Annotated in this window: 22 protein-coding genes; 16 read left to right on the forward strand and 6 right to left on the reverse strand. The window is 45.3% G+C overall.

The features are described 5' to 3' along the window. The 3 genes from petA to rplM all read right to left on the reverse strand — a co-directional run bounded on the left by petA (position 1) and on the right by rplM (position 1,904). On the reverse strand, positions 1–633 hold the full coding sequence (petA, locus tag MHN00_RS02270; protein WP_014948331.1) for a ubiquinol-cytochrome c reductase iron-sulfur subunit: 633 nt from the start codon (positions 631–633) through the stop codon (positions 1–3). A 437-nt stretch (positions 634–1,070) separates the two neighbouring features. After that, complete coding sequence (gene rpsI / locus MHN00_RS02275; RefSeq protein WP_014975723.1) at positions 1,071–1,463, reverse strand: 30S ribosomal protein S9; 393 nt, start codon at positions 1,461–1,463, stop codon at positions 1,071–1,073. Between the two features lie 12 nt (positions 1,464–1,475). Continuing rightward, positions 1,476–1,904, reverse strand: coding sequence for a 50S ribosomal protein L13 (gene rplM / locus MHN00_RS02280; protein ID WP_014948329.1), 429 nt, complete (start codon positions 1,902–1,904; stop codon positions 1,476–1,478). 278 nt (positions 1,905–2,182) lie between these two features. On the opposite strand from rplM, the gene MHN00_RS02285 reads away from it, so the two are divergent. From MHN00_RS02285 to MHN00_RS02360, 16 genes are all read left to right on the forward strand, one after another. Beyond that, on the forward strand, positions 2,183–3,073 hold the full coding sequence (locus MHN00_RS02285; protein WP_231513039.1) for a hypothetical protein: 891 nt from the start codon (positions 2,183–2,185) through the stop codon (positions 3,071–3,073). Between the two features lie 75 nt (positions 3,074–3,148). Continuing rightward, a complete protein-coding gene (locus tag MHN00_RS02290) occupies positions 3,149–3,814 on the forward strand; it encodes a response regulator transcription factor (RefSeq protein WP_014975721.1) in 666 nt (221 codons plus the stop codon). Between the two features lies 1 nt (position 3,815). Continuing rightward, positions 3,816–5,105 (forward strand): ATP-binding protein, encoded by a 1,290-nt coding sequence (locus MHN00_RS02295; RefSeq protein WP_014975720.1) that lies wholly within the window; start codon positions 3,816–3,818, stop codon positions 5,103–5,105. Beyond that, the gene (locus MHN00_RS02300) at positions 5,089–5,454 is read left to right on the forward strand and encodes a cupredoxin domain-containing protein (RefSeq protein WP_014975719.1); all 366 of its coding nucleotides are present in this window, start codon (positions 5,089–5,091) and stop codon (positions 5,452–5,454) included. The genes MHN00_RS02295 and MHN00_RS02300 overlap by 17 nt, the downstream gene beginning before the upstream one ends. After that, entirely contained in the window at positions 5,444–6,208 is a 765-nt protein-coding gene (locus MHN00_RS02305) for a hypothetical protein (protein ID WP_014975718.1), read from the forward strand. The genes MHN00_RS02300 and MHN00_RS02305 overlap by 11 nt, the downstream gene beginning before the upstream one ends. Then, entirely contained in the window at positions 6,205–6,906 is a 702-nt protein-coding gene (locus MHN00_RS02310) for a hypothetical protein (protein WP_014975717.1), read from the forward strand. The genes MHN00_RS02305 and MHN00_RS02310 overlap by 4 nt, the downstream gene beginning before the upstream one ends. Before the next feature lie 90 nt (positions 6,907–6,996). Continuing rightward, positions 6,997–7,734, forward strand: coding sequence for a glycosyltransferase family 2 protein (locus MHN00_RS02315; RefSeq protein WP_014975716.1), 738 nt, complete (start codon positions 6,997–6,999; stop codon positions 7,732–7,734). Continuing rightward, positions 7,724–8,401: a VTT domain-containing protein gene (locus MHN00_RS02320; protein ID WP_014975715.1), complete on the forward strand. Its 678-nt coding sequence runs from the start codon at positions 7,724–7,726 to the stop codon at positions 8,399–8,401. The genes MHN00_RS02315 and MHN00_RS02320 overlap by 11 nt, the downstream gene beginning before the upstream one ends. Before the next feature lie 5 nt (positions 8,402–8,406). After that, positions 8,407–10,209 (forward strand): glycosyltransferase family 39 protein, encoded by a 1,803-nt coding sequence (locus tag MHN00_RS02325; protein WP_061486930.1) that lies wholly within the window; start codon positions 8,407–8,409, stop codon positions 10,207–10,209. Positions 10,210–10,325: 116 nt separating this feature from the next. Next, the gene (locus MHN00_RS02330) at positions 10,326–11,069 is read left to right on the forward strand and encodes a thermostable hemolysin (protein WP_061486929.1); all 744 of its coding nucleotides are present in this window, start codon (positions 10,326–10,328) and stop codon (positions 11,067–11,069) included. Then, complete coding sequence (locus MHN00_RS02335; RefSeq protein ID WP_061439588.1) at positions 11,059–12,573, forward strand: AMP-binding protein; 1,515 nt, start codon at positions 11,059–11,061, stop codon at positions 12,571–12,573. Before MHN00_RS02330 ends, MHN00_RS02335 begins: the two co-directional genes overlap by 11 nt. Positions 12,574–12,576: 3 nt before the next feature. Further along, positions 12,577–13,248, forward strand: coding sequence for an iron-containing redox enzyme family protein (locus MHN00_RS02340; RefSeq protein WP_014975712.1), 672 nt, complete (start codon positions 12,577–12,579; stop codon positions 13,246–13,248). A 65-nt stretch (positions 13,249–13,313) separates the two neighbouring features. Beyond that, positions 13,314–14,159, forward strand: a complete 846-nt coding sequence (locus tag MHN00_RS02345; protein ID WP_061439583.1) for an SDR family oxidoreductase — start codon at positions 13,314–13,316, stop codon at positions 14,157–14,159. 15 nt (positions 14,160–14,174) lie between these two features. Further along, a complete protein-coding gene (locus MHN00_RS02350) occupies positions 14,175–14,876 on the forward strand; it encodes a tetratricopeptide repeat protein (protein ID WP_061439581.1) in 702 nt (233 codons plus the stop codon). A gap of 188 nt (positions 14,877–15,064) precedes the next feature. Further along, positions 15,065–15,712: a hypothetical protein gene (locus MHN00_RS02355; protein ID WP_239245016.1), complete on the forward strand. Its 648-nt coding sequence runs from the start codon at positions 15,065–15,067 to the stop codon at positions 15,710–15,712. A 207-nt stretch (positions 15,713–15,919) separates the two neighbouring features. Continuing rightward, positions 15,920–17,086 (forward strand): hydroxymethylglutaryl-CoA reductase, encoded by a 1,167-nt coding sequence (locus tag MHN00_RS02360; protein ID WP_239300119.1) that lies wholly within the window; start codon positions 15,920–15,922, stop codon positions 17,084–17,086. 91 nt (positions 17,087–17,177) lie between these two features. On the opposite strand, the gene MHN00_RS02365 is transcribed toward MHN00_RS02360, so the two are convergent. The 3 genes from MHN00_RS02365 to relA form a co-directional block, all read right to left on the reverse strand. Then, the gene (locus tag MHN00_RS02365) at positions 17,178–17,546 is read right to left on the reverse strand and encodes a YbaN family protein (protein WP_239300121.1); all 369 of its coding nucleotides are present in this window, start codon (positions 17,544–17,546) and stop codon (positions 17,178–17,180) included. Between the two features lie 309 nt (positions 17,547–17,855). Then, positions 17,856–18,809, reverse strand: a complete 954-nt coding sequence (mazG, locus tag MHN00_RS02370; RefSeq protein ID WP_239300123.1) for a nucleoside triphosphate pyrophosphohydrolase — start codon at positions 18,807–18,809, stop codon at positions 17,856–17,858. After that, positions 18,787–20,970, reverse strand: coding sequence for a GTP diphosphokinase (gene relA, locus MHN00_RS02375; protein ID WP_239300125.1), 2,184 nt, complete (start codon positions 20,968–20,970; stop codon positions 18,787–18,789). The genes mazG and relA overlap by 23 nt, the downstream gene beginning before the upstream one ends. Positions 20,971–20,981 lie beyond the last annotated feature (11 nt).

Raw genomic sequence — 20,981 nt, forward strand, 5'->3', positions numbered from 1 at the left:
TTACACGGCCTCCGCTTCTGAACCGATGATGATGTTATTGTCATCAACGAATTGATATGGCGGTACAACCAGGTTCAACGGTGCAGGAACGTTTTGGAATACACGTCCAGCCATGTCGAATTTCGAACCGTGGCACGGGCAGAAGAATCCATCTGGAACGCCTTCAACCACTTCTTCAAATGCACCGTCTTTAAGATGCTGTGGAGAACAACCCAGGTGAGTACAGATACCAACAAGGATAAGGTACTCTTCCTTCATTGAACGGAAACGGTTTTGAGCAAAGGCAGGCTGCTGCTCAGCTTCAGAGTTAGGATCTTTCAGCTTATCTTCGTGCGCGCCTAGTTCTTCAAGAATTTCAGGCGTACGACGTACAATCCACACAGGCTTGCTTCGCCACATCACACGTACTAACTGTCCAGGCTCAATCCCGCTGATATCTACTTCAACGTCAGCACCGGCGGCTTTCGCTTTGGCGCTTGGATTCCAGGACGCAATAAAAGGCACAGCAGCACCAACGACACCTACACCACCAACTACCGACGTGGCAACGGTCAAGAACCGACGACGAGTGTTGTTTTCTGGCTGGTTTTCATTGTGTGCAGACTCTGTTGCATCTACAGATACATTGCTCATCCACATTTCTCCAGGTTTGGATAATTATGATGTGTAACCCAAGCTTATACTGGTTTTATCACGCTTGCGTCATGCATCATATGGCTTGTCATGACAGCGACGTAACAGTAAAAATTTACTGGTTTACGAGGTCACGAAAGTTTTCAAAATTTTCGACCGCAAATGATAAAAGAAAAGCCCTTATAAACACAAGGTTTTACTGATATTTAAGCGATAATTTAATTCAAAAGGTGTGTTTAGGTTTAGTGAGGGAAAGGCCTAAAATCAAGGTTTTGAAGAATATTTGGTTAGATAACACCAGCAAATTAAACCTTTGTTATGAATTGTAGAGGCTTGAAGGCTTTACTGAATGTGGGACGCAGGCAACTTGTAATCGAAAAAAAGCAATAAAAAACCCGGCATAGGCCGGGTTTTTGCAAATACAAAAAACGTAAAAATTAACGCTTTGAGAATTGTGGACGCTTACGCGCTTTGTGTAGACCAACTTTCTTACGTTCAACGCGACGTGCGTCACGAGTAACGAAGCCAGCTTTACGAAGTGCTGGACGTAGTGTTTCATCATACTCCATAAGAGCACGAGTAAGACCGTGACGGATTGCACCCGCTTGACCGTTAGAACCACCACCTTTAACAGTGATGTATACGTCGAACTTTTCAGTCATTTCAACAAGTTCAAGTGGCTGACGAACAACCATGCACTCTGTTTCACGACCAAAGTACTCGTCAAGAGCGCGTTGGTTTACTTTAATGCTACCTGTGCCTGGACGTAGGAACACACGAGCAGTAGAACTTTTGCGGCGGCCTGTGCCGTAGTATTGAGTATCTGCCATGTTAATAGCTCCTTAAATGTCCAAAACTTGTGGTTGCTGTGCGGTGTGCTTGTGCTCTGCACCTGCGTAAACTTTCATTTTACGGAACATTGCGCGACCTAGAGGGCCTTTTGGCAACATGCCTTTAACTGCTTTTTCAATAACCATTTCTGGCTTGTGAGCAATTAGTTTTTCAAAGTTTGTCTCTTTAAGACCACCTGGGTAACCAGAGTGCGCATAGTACATTTTGTCTTGCGCTTTACGGCCTGTTACCGCAACTTTCTCAGCATTGATTACTACGATGTAATCACCAGTGTCCACGTGAGGTGTGTACTCTGGCTTGTGCTTACCACGAAGGCGTAGTGCGATTTCAGAAGCCAAACGGCCTAGAGTTTTGTCTGTGGCGTCTACCACATACCAGTCACGTTGTACCGTTTCTGGCTTAGCAACAAAAGTTTTCATTTTCAAATTCACCCGAATAATATCGTCGTTACTGATTTCTGAACACCAGAAATCACCTTAAAATCAACACAATGACCCCTTCGAGCCGGCTGATTCTTCCACCTTCCCAAAGGTGGGCGTAACTGGGCAGGGCGCGAATTATACAGGAATTGAAGGAAATGCGAACCCCTAAGAACAAAAAATATGGATAAAATTCCATCATCTGCCGATGACATAGAAACCGATTTGAGGTAACGTCAAAACGTTGTATTTGGAACCGTTATAAAAACAAAATGAAAATGTCTCGCTTCGTAGCTTCAATGATGATGCTACACACGCTACTTATGGCCAGTGTTAATGCTGAGGAGTTAGTATATACACGTGCGTTTGCCGATGATGATTATGGAAGTTATCACGTAGCTGTACTCAGTGCAGTTATCGCAGCAACACCAGAATACGGTGATGTTGCTTTAACCCCTCACCCCCATCCTATGAGTCAGAGTCGTCAGCTTGTTACTTTGCTAAAAGGCGATGCGGATGTAATGTGGAGTGTCACCAACAGTAACCGAGAGCAGCGTCTTCTGCCCATTAAGTTACCACTGCTGAAAGGTTATTCAGGTTATCGCGTATTGGTGATTAACCCTTCTGAGCAGTCCAGTTTTGCCCAACAAACCGGCGAAGCATTAAAGCAATCAACCATGGTTCAAGGCGCAGACTGGCCAGATTTAAGTGTACTTAAAGCAAATGGCTATAACGTAAGTGGTGAAGATTGGAGCCTTTGGTTCCATTCTATGTACTCTATGGTAGATAAGGGGCTAGTTGACGCTTTCCCCAGAAATATCATAGAAGTACACCGCGATTTAGAACGCCACAAAGATAAGCATGTCTCTTTAGAGCAGTTCCACCTATTAAAATACCCCAACTATGAGTACTTTTTTGTTAGCCCGGATAACCTTGCCCTCGCGAATAGATTGAGATTAGGTCTTGTCAGGATTCTAGATGATGGAGAACTCGAACGTATCTTCGATAGCTTCGAAGGGCACAGAAAAGCAGAAATGCTTGCCGATGCTGAAAGTAGAAAAATTCACGAGCTCGGCAACCCAACAATACCTTACAAACTAGATTACGCGCGGTGGGACAAATACAAAGATTTAGCAATACGCGCGCTCGAAAAAGAGATGTCAGAGTAAAACACCAAGCACTTAAGGTTTTCTTAAGGTCTCTCGTTTAGTGTTTTGATTTGTTTTTTTATCAATGAGTTTTTTATGCGTGTACTGCTTGTAGAGGACGATAGGCCGTTGTCTGACGCCCTCGCCCTTTCACTAAAGAATGCCAACTTCACGGTAGACTGTGTTTATTCAGGCGCAGATGCTCTTGCAACACTTAGAGCGGGCCAAAGTGACATTGTCATTCTTGACTTGGGTTTACCCGACACTGATGGCCTCGACGTACTAAAATCTATTCGAAAGAAAAACGCAACGCTTCCTGTGTTGATATTAACTGCACGGGATAAAACACTAGACAAAATCTCTGGCTTAGATGCAGGCGCCGACGACTACTTACCTAAACCGTTTGAAATAGAAGAACTGTTAGCTAGGATTAGAGTACTTGAGCGTCGTCTGAGCACAGCATCTCACACCATTGTTAGTGTTAAGAATGTCAGCCTTGATACTGCCCATCATACGCTTACTATCGACAATCAAAACGTTCACTTACCTCGACGTGAACTCATGCTACTAAAAGCGCTTATTGAAAACGCAGGGCGCATACTGAGTAAAGATCAGCTGGAAAATAAACTTTATGAGTGGGGAGAGGAAGTGGCAAGCAACACAATAGAAGTACACGTGAGTAATTTGCGTAAGAAAATGCCTCCTGAGTTTATTAAGACTATTCGAGGCGTCGGTTATTGTATTTCAAAATCGGGGGAGTGAATTGTCTTCAATTCGCCGCTTTCTAATTCTTACACTGATCAGCGCGCTTGTTTTAGTGATATTTAGTGCAGCACTTAAAGGCTACCGCGCAACACTGGGTATATCGAATACCTTGTTAGATAACGAGTTAGTTGAGCTATCCCGGGCAATCTCATACGTAGATAGCGGCACCCGCACACAGCAACAGACACTTTTCTTCCAGGTATGGAAACAAGGTAAGCTGGCCAGCTCATCTACTGACGCGCTAAGCACGCCATTAACCAGCTTCTCCGAGGGTTTTTCTGAAGTAAACGCACTGGGTACACGCTGGCGGGTACATACCCGGTTTAACCCGAATAATGATAGCTGGTATATGGTAGCTCAACCCGTAAGTAGTCGCTTCACTTTAACTGACTCGCTAACTGTAGCCGCCATCACCCCTTTTATAATTAGTGTGCCTATTCTTGCATTCATTCTCTTTTTTGGCATTACTTGGGGACTATCGCCGTTAAAACACCTATCAAAACTCCTTGCCAGCCGACAGGGTAATGATTTTTCTACCATTGCGTTATCCCGTGAGCCCAGTGAACTTAGCCCTGTTGTTACTACGTTAAACACCATGTTCACGCGACTGAATTCAGCATTCGAACGAGAGCAGCAATTCGCATCAAACGCGGCGCATGAGCTTAGAACTCCGCTCAGCGTGATGAAAATAAACATTCACAATATAGCGAACGAGTTAGGTGAAAAAGGTCACGTGTTGGCTCCGCTCAAAGCAGACACTGATAGAATGATCCACGCGGTAAATCAATTCCTTTTGCTTACTCGCACCAGCCCAGAAACGTTTGCAGAACAGCGAGAACCTGTAAATGTGCACGTGGTCGCGCAAGAGGTGATTAGTGACCTATACGGCGCTATTGAAAATAAAAACCAAGAGATAGCACTGGAAGGAGAAGAAGCTTGGTTGCTAAGTTCTCAATTTGTCCTTTACACCTTGCTTCAGAACTTAGTGAGCAATGCGAGTAAATACTCTCCTAGCGGTGCACAAATAATTATTAAGATTGAACGACGGAAAGACGAGCTTATTTTAAGCGTCTGCGATTCTGGGCCAGGCATCCCTGCTGACCAGCGCGCTGTCGTGCTAAACCGGTTCAAAAGAGCATCTAACAGCTCGCCTCATTCGGGAAGCGGCTTGGGGCTAGCCATTGTAGAACAAATCGTTGTATTACACGGGGCTGAGCTCTCTTTAGATGAAAGTTCGCTCGGGGGATTAGAAGTTAGGGTGGCATTTTCCAATGACTACATACTCTAAGATTTCTTTATTCTGCTTTTCAGCCCTTTGTGCTTTTTATACGCCCCTTGCGTTCGCCTTACCTGAAGTGGTGGTGGAAATTAAAGAGCACTTATTCTTTCCTCAGGAAGTGATTGTGCCTGCAGGGCAAAAAGTAAAGCTAACCTTTGTCAATTTCGATGATACTCCCGAAGAAATAGATAGCTTTTCTTTGAACAGAGAAAAAGTGATATTTGCGAAAAGCCGAGGGACCATCTTTATTGGCCCATTAAAAGCCGGTGAGTATCCTTTTTTTGGCGAGTTTCATCCTAATAGCGCCGTAGGAAAGGTAGTAGTTAAAAGCAAAGAGGACACGCTGGATGCTAATTAATACTGTCGTTCTCTTCTTGCGTGACACCTTGCCCATATTCCTGCTCATTAGTGTATTGCTGGCGCTGCCGCGTGTGTCTACGCTTGCCGTTGCGTGGCGGGTGTTGCTGCTGGTATTGCTCGCTGTATTTACCTACCCCCAGCTAGGACTGGTATCGCAGCTATCAGAAGGTGCCGGATTTGAGTATCTCAAATCAATACTGTTTTTTATTGCGTGGTTGGGTATGTGCCTTGTTGTCCTTTTGCCGTCACGCATGTCGAATAGGTTCAGTCTAGGCCTCACCCTGCTAGTAATAGGTATTGGCTTACCCAATTCGCTGCACTTTTTAGTTTATTTTGTTTCCGAGTTATCACGTAATAGTGATAGTACGTTATTGCTCTTGGGCACTATCATTGGTCTGGGTATAAGTATTAGCATCGCGATTCTACTTAATATTTTGCTCACCCATTTTGTTAGCAAGCGAGCAACATACTTTTTTGCAACCACATTTGTGGCAGCTCAAACCGCTAATATCGCATTACTATTGGAACAAACTGACACCTTCCCATCGCCAAGGCAGCTATGGGATAGCAGCACAATAATTAGTGACAATAGCGAATATGGTCATCTTCTGAATTCTCTTGTTGGCTATGAGGCTACGCCCTCGATGAGCTATTTATTGGTGTTTTTCTTCGCACTTATCGTGCCTAATTTAATTGCTTTCTTTTCTTCAAAAAAGAGATTCTCTGATGAAATTCAGGAGGTCGCACAGTGAGACGTTTTCTCCTTACTGCTATCGCATTATGCGCCGTGTTTTCAAGTAACGGTTATGCAGATAATTTTACCGTAGATAAGGTTTATCACCCTTATGTATTACCCTTTGAACGTGAGTTTGAGTGGCGACTTACCTCAAGACAAAATGACGATGGCAATGTTTTAATGCAACGCTTCTCATTCGGCCATGCACTTTCAGAGTTTATGATCCTCGAGACATACCTTGTCGGTGCGCGGGATGAAAATGAAGATTTTGGCTTAGAAAGCTACGAAGTAGAGTTACGCTGGATGATGACTGAACAAGGGCGATACTGGGCTGACTGGGCAACGCTGTTTGAGCTGGAAAAGCAGCACAATACCGATGACTGGGAAGTTAAAGCGGGGATACTAACAGAAAAAGAATTTGGCCAATTCAGTTTAACAACTAACGTTAGCTTGGTGTACGAGTGGGGTCAAACTGTTGAGAATGAATGGGAAAGCGAATTTAAAGCCAAGTTTAGGTATCGCTGGATCCCTGAAGTACAACCTGGATTGGAAGTGTATGTAGCAGAGGATTTTATCGGGGTTGGTCCAGCATTCATGGGTATAAAACGCTTTGACCGACAGAAGCAGTTAAAATGGGAACTGGGCTTTATTGCTGGACTAAATGGTGACAGTAAAGATCACACACTTCGCATGTCCTTGGAATACGAATTTTAATGCAAGTTTGTACTTTAGCGCCTAACTTAAGCTTTCCTTAAGGTTCAACATTTAAAGTGCACGTCATTCGATGATTTACCAAATATTCTTATGCACCAGTTTGACGTCAGTGTTGTTTTACCTGCTAAAAATGAAGCCAAAAACCTTTCTGCTTTGTTACGAGAAATTGCAGAAGTGGTTCCAAGTACAACGACAGAAATTATTGTTGTTGATGACGGTAGCAGCGACGACTCCCTAGCCTTGCTGCATAACCTTTCAAGCACCTTGCCGGTAAGTTGTCGTGTCATCGTCCACCCTATGAGCTGCGGTCAAAGCACTTCGGTTTTTCACGGCGTTTTACAGGCAAAAGGAAAGTGGATCATCACCCTTGATGCTGATGGGCAAAACGATCCTGCTGATATACCGCGACTTATTCGCGCAGCTAAAGAGACTAATGCAGCGCACTTCTGCGTTATCGGGCATCGTCAAAAGCGAAAAGATACCCCGTGGAAGCGATTTCAGTCTAAAGTTGCCAATCGTGTTCGCCAGTGGATCCTACAGGACGACACACCAGACACGGGCTGTGGCTTGAAACTCCTCCCAAGAAGTACCTTTTTACTTTTGCCCTACTTCGACCATATGCACCGATATATTCCCGCTTTAACTAAAAGGCTTGGAGGAGAAGTGGTATGTGTATCGGTCAATCATCGCGCCCGCTTAGAAGGTAAATCAAATTACACAGCGTGGAATCGTGGCTGGGCAGGAATCATCGATATGCTTGGCGTCAGATGGCTAATGTACAGAAATAAGCTTAATCACATTGCCAGCGGAATTGGTCATGAAGACTAATCTTCGCCGCCTCAAAAAATTCATAAAGTTTTTCATCGGGGCAGCAAGCATCGCGCTTGTCTGCTATGTGTCGCTTGAGGTCACTGGTGAACTATGGAAGCACGGTGATGATACAGATTGGTTGAATGCCTATATTTCAAATTTAAATTGGCAATCGCTGTGCATGATACTGAGTGGTTGTGTTGTACTTTTAACCATGGGTTTTCCCCGTCAGGCTGTCAGTTTTTTTTGCGGAGTGGGCTTTGGCGCATTGCAGGGAGGATTAATTGCTTTGTTGCTAACGGTATTGTCTGCATGCATAGCCTATGCATTAGCAAATGGCCCTCTGCGCTCACTTGCCGTCCGTCTTTTAGGTACAAAATTAAAGCCTGTTGAAAACAAACTGGCCAAGCGAAGTTTTCGCAATGTGCTAATTGTTCGTTTATTCCCTGTTGGCTCCAACCTAATCACAAACGCCGTCGCAGGTGTGCTAAGCGTTCCGTTTTTCCCGTTTATTGCTGCAAGTGCAATCGGCTTTGCGCCTCAAACTTTTTTGTTTACCTTGCTTGGAAGCGGTTCTCGATTTGTCAGTTCCCTTGAACAGCCTTTACAAATTGGTGGCTTAATCATTAGCCTTCTTCTACTTCTATCCTTATCAGGCATTGCTCGTAGGAGTGAGCCGTCGTGAGGCTTATGCTTAATTTAAATAGCCATGCATCTACCCTGTTCTTTATTGCCTGTGCTCTGATATTTGTTGGTCTGGGTTTCAGAGATGCTTGGCCCCCCGATGAGCCCCGATTCGCATTGGTCGCAAAAGAGATGGTGAACAGCGGACAGTGGCTTGTGCCCATGCGCGGTGGCGAAATTTATCCAGACAAGCCCCCTGTGTTTATGTGGTGTATTGCCTTCTTTTACCTTATTACGGGTAGCCTGAAGGTGGCTATGCTCCTGCCTAACGCTATCGCAAGCCTTGTCACTTTGGGGTTAACCTACAAGCTATCGCTAAGACTTGCCAATGAAAAAGCGGCAATGTTGAGTATGCTCGTACTTCTACTGAGCCCTCAGTTCCTTATTCAAGCCAAATTCGCTCAAATAGATGCCCTTGTCGCCTGCTTTATTTGGATTGGCGTCTACGGACTCATTCAGCACTTTTATGTGCATGTTAATTGGCGGTGGTACTTTGCAGCATGGTTCTTTATGGGGCTTGGGATCATAACCAAAGGCGTTGGCTTTTTACCTGTTCTTTTATTTATCCCCATTGCATTTTTCGCATTTACCAGCGGCTCACATCGCGGCAAGTGGTCATTGCGCATGTTGTTTGGCCCCTTAATCATGCTATCAGTTGTGGCGATGTGGCTTGCACCTCTGCTTTATCTTGGTTTGGTAAAACAAGAGCCTCAAATACAACAATACTTGTCGAACATTTTGTTTAAACAAACGGCTGAGCGATATGCCAATGCCTGGCACCACATAGAGCCCTGGTATTACTATATTGTTGAAGTTATTCCTGTATTTTGGATAACTCCAATTGCCATACTTGTATCAAAAGCTAAGTCGTTAAAAAATGTACTTACTCACAACCCCGCTTACTCACCCTTGTTGATATGGGTAATATTGGTTGTCATTTTCTTTAGTATCAGCCCAGGTAAACGTGGTGTTTATGTTTTACCGGCACTGCCTGCGTTGAGTATGGTTGCTGGTCTGGTACTTGCGAATTCGACTGTATCAAGAGGGTTGGTGCTTTTTGCGCGCGCAGTTACTTCGTTAATATCTGCCGTTTTATTGATTGCTGGCTTAGCACTGCTTTTTCACGAGCCCACCGCTGCTAAGCTGATGACGCGCTTTGACAGCGACAGCGAAACCCTTGTTCGTTTAAGCATAGTATTACTTGTACTCGGATTCGCTGGGCTTTGTACTCATATTGTCTACTATGTTTACAATAAAAAGCGCAACGCAGGGGATGGAGAATTACTCGCCCGCCAATTACTGGCATGGCTTTTCATTTTAACTGTAATTCCTTCCACATTCGGTGCATGGCTGCTAAACGACTACCGTACTCCCCGTATAGTCCTTCAAAATGCAGAAAGCCAAATAAGTAATATGTTGACGAAGGATTCAACTGCCTTCGAGGTAGGGATAGTCAGCTTTAAAGAACAGTATTTGCTTTATTCACCCTTTGAAATGGCTCATTTTGGTTACCATACCCCTAAAGAAGTAGAAAACGGTACAGCGTGGGCTTGGTTGACCGATACTTCCGAGCCTTCCCGCGAGCAGACAAAGATTTCAGGCCAGCGGGTTAGACCGCTAATACGTCAACGTTTTTTGTTAGTTCCAAGTGACTACAAATTTCAATGTGTAGACTTATCGCAAGCCACTTCACTGGGTGTAGCCCACCGTGACGAATGGTTATTGCTTCCTGCCACTGCTGCGAACGCTACCTGTGATTTACCGGCTAACGGCCCAGTTTTTAATAGCTATGACGGCTCAAGCGATTAATTAGCTTGGGCGTTCTTAACATTTTGGGCTGACATTTATAAAAGTTTTTCCCACTTAAGGTTCTCTTAAGGTCTCGCGTAAATACTCATAACATCGCAAAACCAATGAGCATGTTTATGAGTCACGTTTTAGCTTCTGTTCCAACCCAGGTTGCTAGTCAGCAATCTGCGATTGTCTCAAAGGAAAAGCCCGCTATAACCTTTATCGCGGCAAAACATGGACATAATGCCCGCCGCCGTATTGAAGCGTTTATAGCGAGTGGTTTTAAAGCTCGCTACAACGCGCGAGTGACTTCCTTTATGCCTATGCTGTTTGCTCTTGATGCTAAGGGAGTTAAAGCCACCGCAGGCGCAAGATTTGCCACCTATGATGGTCAGTATAATTCTCTTTTTATAGAGCAATACCTTAACACTTCGGTAGAAACTGCCCTCACCTTACAAGGGATAACCGTAAACAGAGCGCATATTGCTGAAGTTGGTAACCTTTTTAGCAGTGCATCGCGCTATACCCTCCCCTTGTTATTTGCCCTGTTCTTCGTTTTAAAACGATGTGGTAGCAAATATCTGGTTTTCAGTGCGACCTCACAGCTTACCTCTTTACTCATGGGCGCGGGTATTCAACTCCACCCCCTTGTTAAAGCCGATGTGTCAAAACTTCAAGGGAATAGCGATGACTGGGGCACCTATTATGACACCGCTCCTCAGGTTACTGCCCTGTCGCTACATCACGTAACCCAACACATTATTGGCTGCCCTGAACTTAATGCTCATTACCAACGTGCAATTGAGCTTATTTCCGCAAATGTGGATGCGTTAACGCAAAATATCTGCACAAAAAAGGAAACAGCGTATGTTGCTTAATCAGTATATAAACGGGCACGACGATGACGTTGCGCTGAAATACAAAGACGGTTCAATGACTTACCGCACCCTTTTGAGCGCTGTCGAGAACCTCGCAAGCTGGATAACAAACCACAATGCCGAGAGGGTGGGCATTGCCTTCGACAATAGCTTTGCATGGGTGATTGCTGATTTAGCCTGCCAACAGGCTAACGTCTGCTGTATCCCCGTTCCGCTATTTTTTACCGCTTCCCAACAAGAACATGTATTAAATGAGAGCCAGTGTCACTTTTTATTGACCAATCGCGGTGGTGAACTAAGTGAATGGAGTGAGTCACCGACTGTTATTGATAGCGAACACGACATTGTCGCTCATCCACTCAAACATGACTCTCGTGTATACACACCTGTAGGTACTAACAAAATAACCTTTACTTCTGGCTCTACGGGCTCACCGAAAGGCGTGTGCCTGTCAACTGAATCGCAATGGAAAGTTGCCCATTCTATTGAGCGCGCTGTTCAACCAGAAATAGTGAACCACCTGTGTTTACTGCCATTGTCTACCCTACTTGAAAATATTGCAGGTGTTTACGCCCCTCTGTACCACGGCGGCACAGTTTATTTAGCCACAGCATCTGAGCGCGGATTTCAAGGAAGCAAACTCGTTAATCCAAACGCACTGCTGTCACTGATAGACCGCGTTCAACCATCGTCTGTGATTTTGGTGCCCGACTTGCTAATGGTGCTAGTACAGGCATGTAATAAGGGCTGGACACCACCTTCATCACTAATGTTCATTGCTGTTGGCGGTGCACATGTAGCGCCCACTTTGCTGGCGCAAGCCCAAGCGAAGGGATTACCAGTATTTGAAGGTTATGGCTTATCTGAAGCGGTATCAGTATCAACATTGAACACGCCCAATTGCAATACGATCGGCAGTGCCGGAAAAACGCTTGGTCATAATCAACTGCACATCGAAGAGGGTGAAATCGTAGTTACAGGCAACCACTTTCTGGGCTATCTGAATCAACCTTCCTCATTTTATCCGACCCAGGTCAGAACCGGCGATTTAGGCGCCTTTTCTGACAACACACTTACGCTGAATGGGCGTATAAAAAACATAATGGTGAACAGCTTTGGTAGAAACGTATCGCCAGAGTGGATTGAATCTTTATTGCTGGGAACAGGACTGTTTAGGCAGGCTTTGGTGTATTGCGAAGCTAAACCCTACTGTGTCGCGCTCCTCGTACCCGCTTCCAATACTCTTTCTAATACACAGATTCAAAGCGCCGTGGCGCTTATCAATAAGCAGTTACCTGACTATGCGCAAGTTGTTAATTTCGCCACCATCGGTCTTTGCACGCCAGAAAACCAACTGCTTACCCCAACGGGAAAACTGAAACGTGACGCAATAATTACCCGCTACGCGACTGACTTAGACATGCTCTACCAGAGCCAAGACCAACACCAATACAGCGTTCAAAGTACAACAGCATTTTCTTCTCAATTTGTTATCAAGGAATAATTTATGAATTTCTATCAGCAACTTCAAAGCAACACCGAACATGCCAGACAGTCATTCTTACAGGCGCCGATTATACAACGCTGCTTTAACGGTGATTTTAATCTGAACGACTATATTGCCTTTCTTCAACAGGCTTATCATCACGTTAAGTTTACTGTTCCCCTGCTTATGGCTACAGGTGCCAAACTCAACGAAGATAAGGAATGGCTAAGAGAAGCAATTGGTGAATACATTGAAGAAGAAATGGGTCACCAAGAGTGGATCCTTAACGACCTTGCAGCCTGTGGCGTTGATAAAGAACAGGCGAGGATAAGTCAGCCTGCACCCGCCACCGAATTAATGGTTGCCTATGCTTTTGATGCAATAGCACGCAAAAGCCCACTGTATTTCTTCGGCATGGTATTCGTTTTAGAGGGTACAAGTATTGCGCTTGCCGACGCGGCTGCAAAACAAATCAAAGACAAGTTATCTCTGCCTAAATCAGCGTTTAAATACCTTACCTCTCACGGTGCGCTAGACCAAGAGCACATTGTTTTCTTTGAAGGGCTTATGAACAAAATTACTGACCCCAAAGAGCAGCAAATGATCATTCACAGCGCGAACATGTTTTATCGCTTATACGGAGATATCTTTCGCGAATTAACACCTGAACACGGTCTGGAACAGGTTGCTTGAATTCAAGGGTTTACCTCTGGTGCTTATCCCCCGAGGTAAATTGATAACACGTTAAGGTAACTACAATGAATATTCAGTGGCGTAATCAAGTGGTACTTCTTACAGGTGCAACTGGCGGTATTGGTCAAGCAATAGCCAAGGCGCTTGATGAAAAAGGCGCGCACATTATCCTAACTGGCAGAAGTAAGGCGAAGCTCGAACAGCTGCAACAAAATTTAACCCTTCATCATACTGCCATTGTGGCTGACATTACGTCAGATGAAGGCAAAGATAGAGTAGTAAGTGCCTGCCAACGACTTCCTTTAAGTATTCTGGTTAACAATGCTGGCATTACCTATGTGGGCGAGTTTGAGGGCACCCCAGTCGAGTCAATTGTGTCGACAAATATGCTGGCTCCGATGCTACTAACCCAACGCCTACTGCCGTTACTCGAACGTAGACCGTCTGCGCATGTCGTGAATGTAGGCTCAGCTTTTGGAAGCATAGGTTTTGCTGCGCACGGAACCTACTGCGCAACTAAATTCGCATTGAAAGGCTGGACGGAAGCGATGCACAGAGAATTCAGCGATAGCAAAATTAAATTTCACTATCTAGCGCCACGCTCAACGCGTACCGACATAAATGACGATCGCGCTAATGCGCTAAATGAGGCATTGGGCAACCAGACAGACGAGCCTGATGCAGTAGCACAAGCATTCATTAAACAGTTAGAAAACAATTTGCCAAGGGTCGCGCTAGGACGTGCTGAACGCTTTTTTGCCAAGCTTAACGCGCTAGTTCCCAGTGTTGTTGACAACGCGTTGGCAAAGAAACTTCCAACAATTAAACGCTATGCCTTTCAAAAAGCGCAATCACAAGACAAACAGACCAGCGCTCAAAACGATACCCGCCTGGGTAACAAGCTGGTTTAACACGAGGACATTATTATGAAGAAATTAACCACGCTTAGCACCACGGTAATTCTGGGACTCGGTCTGGCATTAAGTCACACTGCTATGGCTCAAGCTAACGAAGTCACAGAAAGTACAGCGCCGACATCAGCCTTAAGCGAAACGGCTACCAGCCCTTTAAAGATACTTCAGCATCAATGGGCACATATTAACTATGAACTTGATGATGCAGAAAAGGAAAAAGCATTCGTCGCCCTTATTAATACCGCTAAATCTTTCGTAAAGGCAGAACCCAATAACCCTGAGTTATTGATTTGGCAAGGCATAATTCAATCCAGTACAGCCGGTGCCAAGGGGGGACTTGGTGCTCTGGACTACGCAAAAGATGCTCGTAAGAGTTTCGAACATGCAATGCGACTAGATGAAAATGCACTCTCGGGCTCAGCGATGACCAGTCTAGGCGTGCTGTACCATAAGCTTCCGGGTTGGCCTATTAGCTTTGGTAACGACAAAAAAGCTGAGAATTTGCTGAAGCATGCACTTGAAATAAACCCTGACGGGATAGACCCCAACTATTTCTACGCCGAGTACTTGTTCGATAATGGAAAATATGAGCAAGCGCTCAAGTTTGCCAAGAAAGCGCTCGACGCCCCAGCGCGCGCTGATCGTCCTATTGCAGATTCAGGTCGCAAAAGAGAGATCGCTTTATTGGAAGCGAAAATAGCGAGAAAAGGTTAGTCACCCTGAAGGTATACAGGGAAAGGCAATGATCTTATTGCCTTTCCATTTTCAACAAGTATTAGATTTTCGCTACAAATACCGTTAGATTAGCCGCCGATTCAACGATAATTCATGAAATTACTAACAATTTTGTCGAGTTATCTCGTTTATTCCTAACTACCTCTATCTTATAAAGGCGACTTTTCATGCAGAAAAAGAATTTCTTCTCTCCTTTTCTATTCATCCTTATTACTACGTTGTCGATATCTACGGTTCATGCAAACACCCCTGATTTACTACCGTTACAACACGCGTGGGCAAAAACGAACTATGAGCTTGAAGGTGAAGCCCAATTAGAGGCATTTTCTGCACTGATTGCGCAGGCGAAAGTGTTAGTCGAGCAATCAGAAAATAGCGCTGAAGCACTGACCTGGCTAGCTATCTCTCAATCAAGTACTGCAAGTGCGAAAGGCGGTTTAGGTGCCCTGGACTTTGCTGAAAGTGCGAAGGAAAATTTAGAACGTGCCATTGAAAAAGAGGAAGCGGTATTAGAGGGGACGGCACTCACTGTATTAGCGGCACTTTATCATAAAGTACCAGGCTGGCCAGTTAGCTTTGGAAGCGATAAGAAGGCAAAACAATTATTTAAGCGTGCATTAGAAATTAACCCAGAAGGTATGGACCAAAACTTCTTTTATGCTGAGTTTCTTTTCGACGATGGTGAATACGAAGAAGCCCAAGGGTTCTTAATCCGTGCTCAAAACGCGCCTGAAAAAGCCAACCGCCCTCTAGCCGATAAAAAACGTAGAGAAGAGATTGCTATACTTCAGGCAAAATTGGATAAAAAAGCATAGTATCATTTGCTTTATGCGGGGCTATTGCGCGTCGCTTATGAGTTCGAAATAAGCAACCCCCCCGCTTTTTGCGTGTAGAAAGGTGAATTTAACGCCTTTCTACATAAAAAGCGCATACATAGGTGGCACTTATCCTCATGTATAAATTGTAAACAGTTCTCATTCGGTATCAGCACTCCTATTATGAAAGAAAAAAGGAGTGGCCCAATGCCTAAAATCCCACGTTCCTCAGACAACGACTATACCCAAGAGATGAGCCGAACACGCCGCGAGTTTATTGCGCGCGAAACCGGCACCCAGCTAAATCACTTAGGACACTATTCTATCCCGCCTGAAACATTGTCGGGAAACATAGAAAACTTCGCCGGTGTTGCACAGGTACCTATTGGCTTCGCAGGGCCAATGCTAGTGAATGGAGAGCACGCCAAAGGTGAGTTCTACGTTCCAATGGCAACAACAGAGGGCACCTTGACCGCCAGCTACAGTAGAGGCATGCGCTTAACAAGAGAGGCTGGGGGCATAACTACCACAGTCATTGACGATGCTATGCAGCGGGCGCCTATGTTCGCGTTTTCTAACGCAAGAGAAGCCCTCGAATTTGGCAAATGGGTTGAGCAAAACTTTGAAGCCATCAAACGCGCCAGTGATAACACCACCAGCGTGGGCAAACTAAGGGATATCGAGCAGTACGCTGCGTCTAAGCTTCGCTGGCTAAGATTCAATTTCACCTGCGGTGATGCAGCTGGGCAAAACATGGTAAGCAAAGCTACCAAAGCAGGCTGCGAGTGGATACAGGCAAACTACTCGGGCCCTATTGAACACTTTGTGCTGGCTGCAAACCTTGATACCGATAAAAAGCACTCGCACTTAAACTCGCTGCATACCCGCGGAAAGCGCGTTGTAGCAGAAATAACCCTGCCAAAAAAACTAATGACGGACATTATGCATTGCCCGCCAGAGGCTTTGTTTAAACAGCGCCAATATTCAAATATGGGCGCATTGATGGCAGGTAGCGTTAACAATGGTGCGCATTTCGCTAACGGCATTACCGCCATGTTCATCGCTTGCGGGCAAGATGTCGCTAATGTGGCTGAGTCGTCGGCGGGGTTTACCTACGCTGAAATTATGCCAAATGGTGACTACTACTTCTCTGTTACTATTCCATCGTTAATCGTTGCTACATACGGTGGTGGAACCGGTTTAGCTACACAAAACGAATGTTTAAGCGTACTTGGCTGCACAGAAAGGGGCAGCGTAAATAAGTTTGCGGAAATTGTCGCTGCGACCGTATTGTGTGGCGATCTGTCGCTGGGTTCTGCAGTCGTCGCAGACGAATGGGTAAGCAGTCACGAGCGACTGGGTAGAAACCGTTAAAGGTTCTTAAACCTGTCACCTAACGCTTAGCAATGTGCTTCGAATAAACTGTGCGCTACTGTCGAAGGTGAGTAAATTCTGTAAAGAGAAATTATACAGCAGGCATGCTGGGGCGCGTAACAACAAAGTACGCGCCTATTCCCATAAATAGAGCTATGCCTATGTAAGCTGGAATAGGCATTGATGCGAACAGGCAAACCAGAATAAAGCTCACCAACATACTGCAACACGCTATGCATTTCACTTTTTTCGAAATTGCTCCATGCTTGCGCCATGCAATAAGACTGGGGCCATATTTAGGGTGTTGAAGTAACCAGTTTTCAAGGCGCGGTGAAGATTGAGTAAAACAAAAAAGCGCACCTATCAAAAATACCGTGGTCGGCATAACAGGTAAAAACGCGCCTATAATGCCAAGAAGCGTTAAAAACAGCCCCAGTGTAGAATACAGTATTTTTTTCATAAAACGGTTACGCCCAATTCAGTCCAACTCCTTGGTAAGTGTCATGACCTAACACCAGCGACACATCCTTCCAATATGCCAAATTTATACTCAGATATTAGATCAAGTGGATCTACATTGCTTTGTCGTAAATCAAACCTACCTTATAACCATACGCCAAAATAATGAAGTTTCCATCTACATTGGTCTAATTATGAAAACTAACCATAACGCGTAGTAACGTTTAAAAAATCCACTACACGCTTTGTGGTAGGTAAACTTATGGGGAGTGAATTAACGGAGAAAGCTGTTAGTTAGCAAAATGTCAGTTCACTTAACATTTAAAGACGAATATTCTTTGACCTGCTGCCACAGCGCTTCCATTTCATCAAGCGTCAATGCGTCGAGCTTGTCGCCCTGTTCAGCCGCTAAGCGCTCTACGCCTTTAAAACGGTTAGCAAACTTGTTACTGGCGTTTCTAAGTGCGGTATCAGCATCTACCTTGCAATGTCTTGCCAAGTTAACCATGGCAAAAAGTGCATCACCAATTTCTTCTTCAATTGCTTGTTGGTTGTCGGGCACGCCACTGTTTAAAGGTACAACACCAGTCTTCAGTGCCCCTTGTGCTCGCTGTTTGAAATCCAGCTCTTGCTGAATCTCTTCCACTTCCTCACGCACTTTATCTATGACAGGTGCGGCATCAGGCCAATCAAATCCTACCTTTGCACAGGCTTTCTGCAGCTTTTGCGCGTACATAAGTGCTGGCATACCTTTTGGGACGCTATCTAGAATACTGGTTTCTATTGCGTCGTTTTGCTTTAAACGCTGCTTTTTAAGCTGCTTTTCTTGGGCTTTGATAGCATCCCACTGCGCGTTTAAAGCACTGTCGTTCAATTGGGTACGTTCGACCGTGACGTTTTCATTTGTATCGCTGACACCTTCAGATGCAAGCGCGTTCGCAAACACATGAGGGTGGCGACGCACGAGCTTATCACTAATGCTTTTCGCCACATCGTCAAAAGAAAATGCACGCGATTCACTGGCTATCTGTGAGTAGAACACCACTTGAAACAGCAAATCACCCAACTCATCTTTAATGTCGTGCATATCACCATTGGCAATAGCATCGGCCACTTCGTAGGCTTCTTCTATGGTGTAGCGAGTTAGGCTTTCCATGGTTTGTTTTACATCCCACGGGCACCCAGATTGCGGGTCGCGCAGCTGCGCCATAATTTTAAGCAGCCGCTGCATTTCGCTAAGCTTAGCTTTGTTTGCGTTTTGCATCGGTCACGCCTTTAAGCTGTCGCAATCGGGTTAACACTTTAGACACCGTATCGAGGTCCTGAACCTCTATCGAAATAGTGATAAGCGCCGTCTGTCTATTTTTATCACTTAGGCTGTTCACGCCTAGAAGAGGCACGTTTTCATTCGCCAATACCGTAGTAATATCGCGCAACAGGCCAGTTCTATCGTGACAAAATATATCAATACCCGTCTCAAAACCTACTTTAAGCTCTTGTGACCAATTCACTTCTATCTGACGCTCAGGGTGCTGTGACAACAAGTGTTGCAGCTGGTCGCAGCTTTCTTTATGAACGCTTACACCACGGCCTTGTGTGATATAGCCTAAAATCGCTTCGCCAGGAACCGGCTTACAGCAGTTCGCCAGCTGGCTCATTAAATGACCCACGCCCTGCACCACCACTGCATCTTTTTTGCCTGATCCGGCCGCAGTTTTGCGCGTTTTAACCTTAGGACTAATTTCGGGTTCTGGAGCTGGCGGCTCCTGCAAGTGATGAATAAAGTTAATCACCTGCATAACGCGCACATCACCGGCACCTACCGCAGTGTACAAGTCATCGAGGGTCTGTAAGTTAAACTTCTCAAATGCCTCATTAGGTACTTTGGCAGGCAAGTGGGCACGCTGAAGTTCGCGTTCTAGCAGCTCTTTACCAGCAGCAAGGTTTTTGTCTCTGTCCTGCTTTTTAAAGAAGGAATGGATAGTGGCACGCGCCCGTGATGAATGTACATAGCCAAGACCTGGGTGCATCCAGTCGCGACTTGGGTTTGGCTCTTTTCCGGTAAGTACTTCTATCTGATCGCCACTTTGCAGTAAATAAGTGAAAGGGACTATTCGCCCATTCACTTTTGCGCCAATACAGCGATGGCCTACATTGCTGTGAATATAGTAAGCAAAATCAAGCGGTGTAGCACCTTGGGGAAGGTCAATAACATCGCCTTTGGGTGTGAACACATACACCCTATCGTCAAACACCTGGCTGCGAAGTTCTTCAACCAAATCGCCAGACTCAGCCACTTCCTCTTGCCACGCTAGTATGCGACGAAGCCAGTTTATGCGCTCGTCATAGCCTGACTGCTTGCCCGTACTGCCCTCTTTATATTTCCAGTGAGCAGCCACACCCAGTTCTGCATCCTGATGCATTTTTTGCGTACGAATTTGAATCTCAACCGACTTCCCTTCAGGCCCCACAATAACGGTGTGAATAGACTGGTAACCGTTAGGTTTGGGGGTTGCGATATAGTCGTCAAACTCGTTAGGTAAGTGCTTATAGCTGGCGTGAACCGTGCCAAGCGCGGCGTAACAATCTTGAAGTCGCTCGGCAATAATTCGCACCGCACGAATATCAAAAAGCTGCTCAAACGTAAGGCGCTTTTTCTGCATTTTTTTCCAAATGCTGAATATGTGCTTGGGACGGCCGTAGACCTCTGCGCGAATTTCTTCGCTATCAAGCAAGCCTTGCAAGTCGCCTACTATGGTTTCTATATACTCGGCGCGCTCTCTGCGCTTACCATCTAATTGTTTTGCAATTTGTTTGTAGGTGATGGGGTGTAGATAGCGGAACGCAAGGTCTTCAAGCTCCCATTTTAACTGGCCTATGCCCAAGCGGTTTGCCAATGGCGCATAGATGCTAGCGCACTCGCGGGCCACCATAACGCGGGTTTCTTCATCGGCTTTCTTAACCTGCTGCAATGCACAAATGCGTTCTGCCATTTTGATCACAACAGCACGCACGTCTTCTACCATCGCCAACAGCATGCGGCGAATACTGTCGATATGCTGTTCGTCTGACTTTTCGGCAAAGCCAGAGCCATTCACTTTACGCGCATGTAGCGATTTAATGGCATCCATTCGGCGCACGCCAACGATTAGATCGCGTATTTCCCCGCCGAATTCTTCATAAATATCGTCTTCACTTAAGGCGTGCTGTTCGCAATATGGAAAAACCAGGGCCGCCTGAAGCGTTGCATCATCCATATTAAGCTGGCATAAAATTTCGACCATTTCCTGACCAACCAACAGTCGCTCTGGAATAGATGACACTGCACTTAGTTTTTCTTTTGTTTCTGCACTTAACTCAAGGCTATCTAACCACGCTTCAAAGGGTGGTCGGTCGGCTTGGTGGACCTTTCTTGTCGATACCATATCCTTTACTC

The sequence above is a fragment of the Alteromonas sp. Cnat2-8 genome (genome assembly GCF_022348355.1).
Lineage (GTDB): Bacteria > Pseudomonadota > Gammaproteobacteria > Enterobacterales > Alteromonadaceae > Alteromonas > Alteromonas macleodii.